This is a genomic window from Mesorhizobium sp. M2A.F.Ca.ET.037.01.1.1 (assembly GCF_003998075.1).
In the GTDB taxonomy this organism is placed as follows: domain Bacteria; phylum Pseudomonadota; class Alphaproteobacteria; order Rhizobiales; family Rhizobiaceae; genus Mesorhizobium.
In genome coordinates, this window is sequence record NZ_RZSA01000155.1 from 1 (window position 1) to 9,144 (window position 9,144).

Sequence of the window (9,144 nt, forward strand, 5' to 3'; positions counted from 1 at the left end):
TTCGGGCGCGGCAGCGGCGAGACGGTCCACCCGCTGCGTGTCGTCAAAAGCTTCCTCAGGCGCCTGTTCATCAATCCGCTGATCATCGGCATCCTGGCCGGGCTCGCCTGGCGCCTTACCGGCGCGCCGCTGCCCGACCTTGTCGAGCGGCTGGTCGATACGCTCGCCGACACGGCCGGCCCGGTGGCGCTGTTCGCCATGGGGCTCAGCCTGCGCCGCTTCGGCATCTCCGGCAATATCAGGCCGGCGCTGGCGCTGTCGGTGCTGAAGCTGTTCCTGATGCCGGCGCTGGTGCTGGCCTTCGTGTGGCTACTCGGCCTGCCGCCGCTGACCTCCAAGGTCGCGGTCGTCGTTGCGGCGCTGCCGTCGGGCATCAATTCCTACCTGATCGCCGTCCAGTTCAACACCGGCCAGGCGCTGGCCTCGAACCAGATGACGCTTGCCACGGCAAGCGCGGTGCTAACCACGTCGTTCTGGCTGACGGTGGTCGTGCACATCTTCGGATAAGCGTCAGCAAGCGTATGCGCGGCTCGCCTTTGCTGGCCCAACCCCTATATGCCATCTTGTGATTGCTTGCCTGCCTTTCCCTAGGTAAGAGCAATGCGCCGGCGTGCGGCTCTTGAAGCACGCTTCAACGGATATCCAGAAAAACGGCCGATCAGCGCGCCGAACGGAGGCCAGACCATGCTTCAGAAAACCAGCCATTTCATGCGCCAGGCCAATCTCATCAATGGTGAATGGGTGCAGGCCGACAGCGGCCAGACCATCGACGTCAACAATCCGGCGACGGGCCTGAAGATCGGCACCGTGCCAAAGGCCGGCAAGGCTGAAACCCGCCGCGCCATCGAGGCGGCCGAGGAAGCGTTCAAGAGCTGGCGCAAGACCACCGCGCTCGAGCGCTCGAAGCTGTTACGCAAGCTGCATGACGCGATGATGGACAATCAGGACGTGCTGGCCGAGCTGCTGACCATCGAGCAGGGCAAGTCGCTCGCCGAATCCAAGGGCGAGATCGGCTCGTCCGCGGCCTACATCCTGTGGTTCGCCGAGGAAGGCCGCCGCGTCTATGGCGACATCGTGCCGTCGCCATGGGGCGACCGCCGCATCCTTGTGACCAAGGAGCCGGTCGGCGTCATCGCCGCCATCACGCCATGGAATTTTCCGTCCTCGATGCTCGCCCGCAAGATCGGTCCGGCCTTGGCCGCCGGCTGCACCGCTGTGGTGAAGCCCGCCTCGCAGACGCCTTATTCCGGCCTCGCCTGGGGCGCGCTGGTCGAGGAAGTCGGTTTCCCGAAGGGCGTCGTCAACGTCGTGACCGGCTCAGCCGGCGAGATCGGCGACGAACTCTGCACCAATCCGCTGGTCAAGAAGATCACCTTCACCGGCTCGACCGAGATCGGCAAGCTGCTGATCCAGAAGTCCGCCTCGACGGTCAAGAAAGTGTCGATGGAGCTCGGCGGCAACGCGCCGTTCCTGGTCTTCGACGACGCTGATGTCGACCGCGCGGTGGCCGGCGCCGTCACCGCGAAATACCGCAATTCCGGCCAGACCTGCGTGTGCACCAACCGCTTCCTCGTCCAGGCAGGCATCTATGACCAGTTCGTCGAGAAGCTCGCCGCCGCCAGCAACAACCTCAAGGTCGGCTCGGGCCTGGAGGAAGGCGTGCAGCAGGGACCGCTGATCGACGAGAAGGCGGTCGAGAAAGTCGAGGAATTCATCGCTGATGCCACGTCCAAGGGCGGCCAGGTCGTCGCCGGCGGCAAGCGCCATGCGCTTGGCGGCTCGTTCTTCCAGCCGACGGTGATCTCCGGCGCCACGCCGAACATGCGATTCATGAAGGAAGAGATTTTTGGGCCGATCGCGCCCGTGTTCAAGTTCGAGACCGAGGAAGAGGCGGTGGCCTTGGCCAACGACACCGAGTTCGGCCTCGCCGCTTATTTCTACACCGGCAATCTCGGCCGAGCCTTCCGGGTCATGGAAGGTCTGAAATATGGCATGGTCGGTGTCAATGAAGGCCTGATCACCACGCCCGAGGCGCCGTTCGGCGGCGTCAAGGAATCGGGTCTCGGCCGCGAAGGCGGGCATCAGGGCATCGAGGACTATCTCGACACCAAATATGCCTGCTTCGGTGGCCTGGGGCTCTGATATCGACCGGCCGTACTGGATAGGTTTTGAAGAGCCGTCCGTCGTTTCACTGAAACGATGGGCGGCTCTATCTGTTTGGTTCAGCGAAATCCCGGTCGAAAAACAGTCAGACATCTGGAATTGCCTGAGCCTGCCCTTGCCGGATCATCCATAGCCGGCCTAAATCCATTGATCGACAACTTACATTTTCGGGCATGGCGATGAAGGACGGCGAGGTCTTCGGCACGACGCAGGCGGGCGAGGCCGTACGCCGGTTCACGATCCGGGGCGGCGGCTTGACCGCCAACATCATCGGACTGGGCGCGATCGTCCAGGATCTTCGACTGAACGGCCACGACGCGCCGCTGGTGCTGGGCTACGACCGCTTCGAACCCTACGAGACCGACCGCGCCTTTTTCGGGGCGGTCGTCGGCCGCTTCGCCAACCGCATTGGCGGCGGCCGTTTCACCATTGCCGGCCAGCGCTACCAGACCGAGCAGAATTTTCTCGGCAAGCACACGCTGCATGGCGGCTCGGAAGGCTTTTTCCACCGGCCATGGACCGTCTCGCTGCACGGCCGCGATTTCGTGACGCTGACACTGCACGATCCGGACGGCGCGATGGGTTTTCCCGGCGCGCTCGACGTCACCTGCACCTACCGGCTGAAGATTCCCGGCACGCTCAGCATGGAACTGACCGCGACTTGCGAGCAGCCGACGCTCTGCAATCTGGCGCAGCACTCCTATTTCAACCTCGACGATGGCGGCGTCGGCGACATCCTCGACCATCGGCTGATGCTCAACGCCAGCGCCTACACGCCCGTCGATGACGAGATGATCCCGACCGGTGTCGTGAAGCCGGTCGACGGCACGCCTTTCGATTTCCGGCAGGCGCGGGCGCTGCGCATGGAAATGGAGGGCGAGCAGCTTCAATACGACCTGAATTACTGCCTCGCCTCCAGCCGCGGGCCGCTGCACCAGGCTGCCTGGGTGCAAGGCGCCAATTCCGGCGTCGAGATGGAAGTCTGGACCACCGAGCCTGGACTGCAGCTCTATAGCGGCCAGTTCGTCGCGCCGGCATCGCCGGGGCTCGACGGCCGCCACTACAAGGCGTTTTCAGGCCTCTGCCTCGAAGCGCAGACCTGGCCGGACGCGCCGAACCGGCCCTATTTCCCGCAGGCGACGCTGTGGCCAGGGCAGATCTATCATCAGGTGACGGAATACCGCTTCCGTTTGCCTTAAGGTTTTTCGGTATTGAAGTAATGTGCGCTAAAGCTTCGACGGCGCTTAACTGTCGAATGCTGCCCTCAACGTCGCGAATGGAGCAAGCGCGCCGCGAACCTGCACGACCGCGGCCGCCACTTTATGCGCGCGGCGCACCGCGTCGGCAGGCGCGTGGCCGGCAAGCCGCGCGGCGAGATAGCCGCCGTTGAAAGAATCGCCGGCCCCCGTGGTGTCGACTGGGGCGGCCACATGCGCCGCATCCACGGTTTGCGAAGCTTCGTTCAGCGCGATCAAGGCCGGCTGCTCGCCATTCTTGACCACGACCTCGCCAGTCAGCTTGCCGAGGCGTTCCGCCGTCGCCTGCGGTGTCGGATCCCCGAACAGCATCTGCTCGTCCGGAAAGGTCGGCAGCGCGATGTCGGCCACGGCAAGCGCTTCCAGGATCGCGGCCTGGGCTGCCTCGCGGCTCGGCCACAGACGCGGCCGGTAATTCGGGTCGAAGGCGACGAGCGAGCCGGCGGCCCCGGCCGCAACTATGGCGGTCAGCAAAGTTGTCCGCGCGGCCTCGTCCAGAATTGCCAGGGTGATTCCAGAAAAATAGACAAGCGCCTGGTTTTCAAGGCTTTTCGCGAGCGCCACCGGATCGGAGGCGAGCTGACGCGCTGCCGCGTCGCTTCGCCAGTAGGTAAAGGCGCGCTCGGCTCCGGTGAGCGTGATGGCGTAAAGGCCGGGGCGCGCGCCGGCAATGACCGGACTGTTGCCTATGCCGATGCCGCTCTGGCCGAAGAAGGCGATCTGGTCGCGCGAGAAGGGATCGTCGCCGAAGGCCGAGACATAAGTCGCGGGGTGCTCCGGGCTCAGCGCGTGCAATGCCCACAGCGTGTTGAAGGTGTCGCCGGCAAAGCCCATGCGCCAGCTGTCGCCGGTCTGTCCCGACAATTCGATCATGCATTCGCCGATCGACGCAATACCCTTGGCGGCCATGTGGGTTCTATCCTTCTTAAAGTCTTGTTGCTGTAGCTTTTTGCGGCCGGCAGCGCCATGCTTGGCTGCCGGCGAATTTTGCGCCAGAAACGATTTCCCACAGGCAGGGCGGGACGCGGCGAGCGGCCCTCGACGTTAGCAGCCGAAGAGGAACGGGCTTGGCATCGATATGGCGTTACATCCTTGCGGGGCTCGGCCTGGCCGCGTTGCTGGTCGGCATCGTGGCCGTCGTCTATCAGACGCTGCCGCATTCGGCGTCCGGTCCGGACCTGTCGCGCTCCAAGAAGACGGCGAACGGGCTGTTCGTCGCGAGCTTCGAGCCGGAGCGCGGCGTCATCCGGCAGGGCGAGCTGCAATCCTGGCTGCTGACGCTGAAGACCGCCGCCGGCGCGCCGGTGGAGGGGGCGGCCATCACCGTTTCCGGCGGGATGCCGCAGCACAATCACGGCCTGCCGACCAGTCCGCAGGCGACCGATTATCTTGGCGAGGGGCGCTACCGCATCGACGGCGTGAAATTCACGATGAGCGGCTGGTGGCAGGTGCACTTCGGTATCTCGGCGGCGGCGGGTTCCGATTCCGTCGTCTTCAACGTCGTGTTGTGAGCGGGCGATGAGGCGTCTGACAAGCGTTGCATGCCTGCTGGCTTTGGCCGCTCTCGCCTTGCTGGGTGGCTGCGGCGAGCCGCAATTCAGCGACGCCGAGAAGAACACCATCGCGTCTTTGGCGCTGAACACGCTGCCTTCGCTCAAGGCGGATACCACCAACCAGTATGCGGATGTGCCGGCGGCTGCCGCGCTCGGCTCGACGCTGTTCTTCGATGCCGGCATGAGCCGTGACGGCACGGTGTCGTGCTCGACCTGCCACAAGATCGACCGCCAGTTCCAGGACGACCTGCCGCAGGCGGTCGGCGTCGGCCATACCAACCGCCGCACCATGCCGCTGGCGGGCGTGGCGCACAATCCTTGGTACTTCTGGGACGGCAGGCGCGACAGCCTGTGGGCCCAGGCGCTGACGCCGCTTGAAAACCCGCTGGAGCAGGCCGGCAACCGGGCAGCCTTCGCGCATTACATCAAGAAGCGGTTCGGCGAGCGCTACGAGCGCATTTTTGGGCCGCTGCCGGACCTTTCCACCGTGCCGGCCAATGCCAGTCCGCTCGGCAGCGACGCCGAGAAGGCGGTGTGGAACGCGATGCCCGCCTCTCAGCAGGACGACGTCAACCGCGTCTATGCCAATATCGGCAAGGCGATCGCCGCCTTCGAGCGATCGATCGAGCCCGAGGAGACGCGCTTCGACCGTTTCGCCATCGATCTGGCGACCGGCGCCAAGCCGGAAGGGGACGCGGCTTTCTCGCCGGAAGAAATCCTCGGGCTGAAACTGTTCATCGGCAAGGCCAATTGCGTGACCTGCCACAATGGTCCGCGCCTCACCGACAATGCGTTCCACAACACCGGCGTGCCGCCGGTCGACGGCCTGCCGCCGGACCGCGGGCGCGTCGATGCCGTGGCACAGGTCGAGGCCGACCCGTTCAACTGCCTCGGCAAATTCCGCGACGGCGACGAGAGCGCCTGCCGCGAGCTGCGCTTCATGGTCAAGGACGGTCCGCAAATCACGCACGCCTACAAGACGCCGTCGCTCAGGGGCGCGGCGGATCGCCCGCCTTACATGCATGCCGGCCAGTTCTCGACACTCGATGAAGTGGTGGCGCATTATTCGAAGGCGCCGCCAGGCGTTGAAGGCGTATCGGAAGTGCATCCGCTCGACCTGTCCGATCGCGAGCGCGCGGCGCTGGTGGCGTTCCTCAAGACGCTTTCTGATTAGCGATCCTTGACCGTCTCCATCGCCACGAAGGTCGAGGTTTGGGCGACGTGGGGCAGGGCCGAGATGCGCTCGCCGAGCACGCGGCGATAGGCGGCGATGTCGGTGGTGCGGACCTTCAGCAGATAGTCGAAGCTCGAGGCCATCATGTGGCACTGCTCGATCTCGGGCACGCCCTGGACAGCTCGGTTGAAAGCGTCGAGCGCCGCCGAGCGCGTATCCGACAGCTTTACCTGGACGAAGGCGACATGGCCTTCGCCCATGCGTTCGCGATCGATGATGGCGCGGTAGCCTCTGATGTAGCCGTCCTTCTCCAATCGTTTCACGCGCGCCTGCACCGGCGTCTTCGACAGGCCGACCTTCAAAGCCAGTTCGGACATCGAAAGCCTGCCGTCGCGCCCGAGCGCCGTCAGGATGTTACGGTCGATGCGGTCCAATTGGTCTTCGGTCATCGAAATGGCAGCCGAAACGATGGGAATTCGGCTTCTATGATAGTTCAATTGGCCTGCCTAGTCGATTTCTTTGGACCGACTGGAATCCGAAGCTGTGCTAGCTTGCGCCATTCGGTCCGGCGACCGCCGGAACGTTCGCTCACGCTCGCTTTCATGGACCCGATATGCCGCTCGACGCCATCCGCCAGCAGATCCGCGCCAATTATTTGCCCGACGAAGACGAGGCGGTGAAGCGCCTGTCGGCGACGGCGGGGTTGTCGGCCGAGGAGCGCAAGGGGATCTCGGCGCGCGCGGCCGATCTGGTGCGCGCGGTGCGCGGCTCGACCGATCCCAGGCTGATGGAGGTGTTCCTCTCGGCGTACGGCCTGTCGACCAAGGAAGGCGTGGCGCTGATGTGCCTGGCCGAAGCGCTGCTGCGCGTGCCCGACACCGAGACGATGGACGATCTGATCGCCGACAAGATCGCGCCGCATGACTGGTCGGCGCATTCGGGCGGTTCCAGCTCGATCTTCGTCAACGCCTCGACCTGGGCGCTGATGCTCACCGGCCGCGTGCTCGACGAAGGCGAGGGCGGCATCGAAGGCACGCTGCGCGCCATGGTGCGCCGGCTGGGCGAGCCGGTGATCCGCAAGGCGGTCGCTGCGGCGATGCGCGAGATGGGCGAGCAGTTCGTGCTCGGCCGCACCATCGCCGAGGCCGTCAAGCGCGGCCGGCCGATGACGCAGAAGGGCTATCTCTATTCCTTCGACATGCTGGGCGAGGCGGCCCGCACCGAGGCCGACGCGCTGCGCTACCACCGCGCCTATGCGGATGCGATCTCGTCGCTCGATGCGGGGTCGAACGGCCCTGACATCCGCTACAACCACGGCATTTCGGTCAAGCTGTCGGCGCTGCACCCGCGCTACGAGGTGGCGCAGCGCGAGACCATGCTGCCGGTGATGGCCGAACGGCTTCTGTCGCTGGCGCTTGCCGCCCGGCACTCGCGCATGGGCCTCAACATCGATGCCGAGGAGGCCGACCGCCTCGACCTGTCGCTCGATGTCATCGAACGCGTGCTGGCCGAGCCGGAACTTGCCGGCTGGGACGGCTTCGGCGTCGTCGTCCAGGCCTACGGCCCGCGCGCGGCTTTCGCCATCGACTGGCTCTATGCGCTGGCGAAGAAATACGACCGCCGGATCATGGTGCGGCTGGTCAAGGGTGCCTATTGGGACACCGAGATCAAGCGGGCGCAGACGCTGGGTCTTACCGGCTATCCGGTCTTCACCCGCAAGGCCAACACCGACGTTTCGTATCTGGCCTGCGCGAAGAAGCTTTTGTCGATGACCGACCGCATCTATCCGCAGTTCGCCACCCATAACGCGCACACGGTCGCCGCCATCCTTTCGATGGCGAAGGACCGCGAGAGCTTCGAGTTCCAGCGCCTGCACGGCATGGGCGAGGCGCTGCACGAAACCGTGCGCCAAGCCGAAGGCACGCGCTGCCGCATCTATGCGCCGGTCGGCGCGCATTCGGACCTGCTTGCCTATCTGGTGCGGCGTTTGCTGGAAAACGGCGCCAACTCCTCCTTCGTCCACCAGTTGACCGACGAGGAAGTCGAGCCGGAGGAGATTGCGCGCGATCCGCTCACGGTTGTCGAGATGCAGGGCCCCGCCGCCAATCCGGCGATCGCGCGCCCCGCCGCGATCTTCGGCGCCGGGCGCCGCAACTCGAGAGGCTTCGACATCACCGATCCGGTGACGCTGGCAGCCATCGACAAGGCGAGGGCGGAATTTGCCGGAGCGGACCGCTGGCATGCCAAGCCGATCACGCGCGCCGCCGGCTACGGCAAGCAGCGCCAGATCGTCAATCCGGCCAAGCCGGACGAGGTGGTCGGCACGGTGCATGAAGCTGCGGCCAAGCAGGTGGCGACCGCCGTGCGCATCGCCGTCGACGCGCAGCCCACCTGGGGGAAGCGCCCGGTTGCCGAGCGCGCGGCGATCCTCAATCGCGCCGCCGACCTCTACGAGGCCAACGCCGCCGAGTTCTTCGCTCTCGCCACCCGCGAAGCCGGCAAGTCGCTGGCCGACGGTGTCGCCGAGGTGCGGGAAGCGGTCGACTTCCTGCGCTATTACGCGGCCGAGGCGGTGAATGCCGAGGCAGGCACCGAAGCGCGCGGCGCGATCGTCTGCATCTCGCCGTGGAATTTCCCGCTGGCGATCTTCACCGGCCAGATCGCGGCGGCTTTGGTCACCGGCAATTCGGTCATCGCCAAGCCGGCGGAGCAGACGCCGCTCATTGCCTTCCGCGCCGTCGAGATGCTGCGCGAGGCCGGCGTGCCGGAGGATGTCATCCAGCTTCTGCCGGGCGACGGCCCCACGGTCGGCGCGCCGCTGACCGCCGATCCGCGCATCGCCGGCGTCTGCTTCACCGGCTCGACCGAGGTCGCCAAGCTGATCGAGAAGCAACTGGCCGAGACCGCGGCGCCCGATGCCATGCTGATCGCCGAGACCGGCGGCTTGAATGCGATGATCGTCGATTCCACCGCGCTGCCGGAGCAGGCGGTGCGCGAC

8 protein-coding genes are annotated in these 9,144 nt (G+C 65.6%); 6 read left to right on the plus strand and 2 right to left on the minus strand.

Annotated features, from left to right (window positions below; translation table 11 throughout):
* From EOA27_RS10495 to EOA27_RS10505, 3 genes are all read left to right on the plus strand, one after another.
* Window positions 1-507: AEC family transporter (locus EOA27_RS10495; protein WP_189562000.1), on the plus strand; the 507-nt coding region annotated here is incomplete at its 5' end.
* Between the two features lie 177 nt (window positions 508-684).
* Window positions 685-2,142 carry an NAD-dependent succinate-semialdehyde dehydrogenase gene (locus tag EOA27_RS10500; protein WP_126082217.1) on the plus strand — a complete coding sequence of 486 codons (1,458 nt, stop codon included), beginning with the start codon at window positions 685-687 and terminating at the stop codon, window positions 2,140-2,142.
* 194 nt (window positions 2,143-2,336) lie between these two features.
* Window positions 2,337-3,362 carry an aldose epimerase family protein gene (locus EOA27_RS10505; RefSeq protein ID WP_126082218.1) on the plus strand — a complete coding sequence of 342 codons (1,026 nt, stop codon included), beginning with the start codon at window positions 2,337-2,339 and terminating at the stop codon, window positions 3,360-3,362.
* Window positions 3,363-3,407: 45 nt separating this feature from the next.
* Here EOA27_RS10505 and EOA27_RS10510 read toward each other — a convergent pair whose 3' ends face one another.
* The gene (locus EOA27_RS10510) at window positions 3,408-4,328 is read right to left on the minus strand and encodes a sugar kinase (RefSeq protein WP_126082219.1); all 921 of its coding nucleotides are present in this window, start codon (window positions 4,326-4,328) and stop codon (window positions 3,408-3,410) included.
* A gap of 158 nt (window positions 4,329-4,486) precedes the next feature.
* Here EOA27_RS10510 and EOA27_RS10515 point away from each other — a divergent pair, with 158 nt between their 5' ends.
* A complete protein-coding gene (locus EOA27_RS10515; RefSeq protein WP_126082220.1) occupies window positions 4,487-4,930 on the plus strand; it encodes a FixH family protein in 444 nt (147 codons plus the stop codon).
* Between the two features lie 7 nt (window positions 4,931-4,937).
* Window positions 4,938-6,146, plus strand: a complete 1,209-nt coding sequence (locus EOA27_RS10520; RefSeq protein ID WP_126082221.1) for a cytochrome c peroxidase — start codon at window positions 4,938-4,940, stop codon at window positions 6,144-6,146.
* Here the strand turns inward: EOA27_RS10520 and EOA27_RS10525 are convergent.
* Window positions 6,143-6,595: an Lrp/AsnC ligand binding domain-containing protein gene (locus EOA27_RS10525; RefSeq protein ID WP_126082222.1), complete on the minus strand. Its 453-nt coding sequence runs from the start codon at window positions 6,593-6,595 to the stop codon at window positions 6,143-6,145. The two genes, EOA27_RS10520 and EOA27_RS10525, sit on opposite strands and share 4 nt — an antisense overlap.
* A 164-nt stretch (window positions 6,596-6,759) precedes the next feature.
* Between EOA27_RS10525 and putA the strand changes: the two genes are divergently transcribed.
* The coding region (gene putA / locus EOA27_RS10530; protein WP_127256107.1) for a bifunctional proline dehydrogenase/L-glutamate gamma-semialdehyde dehydrogenase PutA at window positions 6,760-9,144 on the plus strand (2,385 nt) is incomplete at its 3' end.

Excerpts from the sequence above, each read along its gene's own strand:
- EOA27_RS10520 (WP_126082221.1), top strand. The coding sequence starts at position 4,938 with ATGAGGCGTCTGACAAGCGTTGCATGCCTGCTGGCTTTGGCCGCTCTC.
- EOA27_RS10505 (WP_126082218.1), top strand. The coding sequence starts at position 2,337 with ATGGCGATGAAGGACGGCGAGGTCTTCGGCACGACGCAGGCGGGCGAG.
- EOA27_RS10510 (WP_126082219.1), bottom strand. The coding sequence starts at position 4,328 with ATGGCCGCCAAGGGTATTGCGTCGATCGGCGAATGCATGATCGAATTG.
- EOA27_RS10500 (WP_126082217.1), top strand. The coding sequence starts at position 685 with ATGCTTCAGAAAACCAGCCATTTCATGCGCCAGGCCAATCTCATCAAT.
- EOA27_RS10525 (WP_126082222.1), bottom strand. The coding sequence starts at position 6,595 with ATGACCGAAGACCAATTGGACCGCATCGACCGTAACATCCTGACGGCG.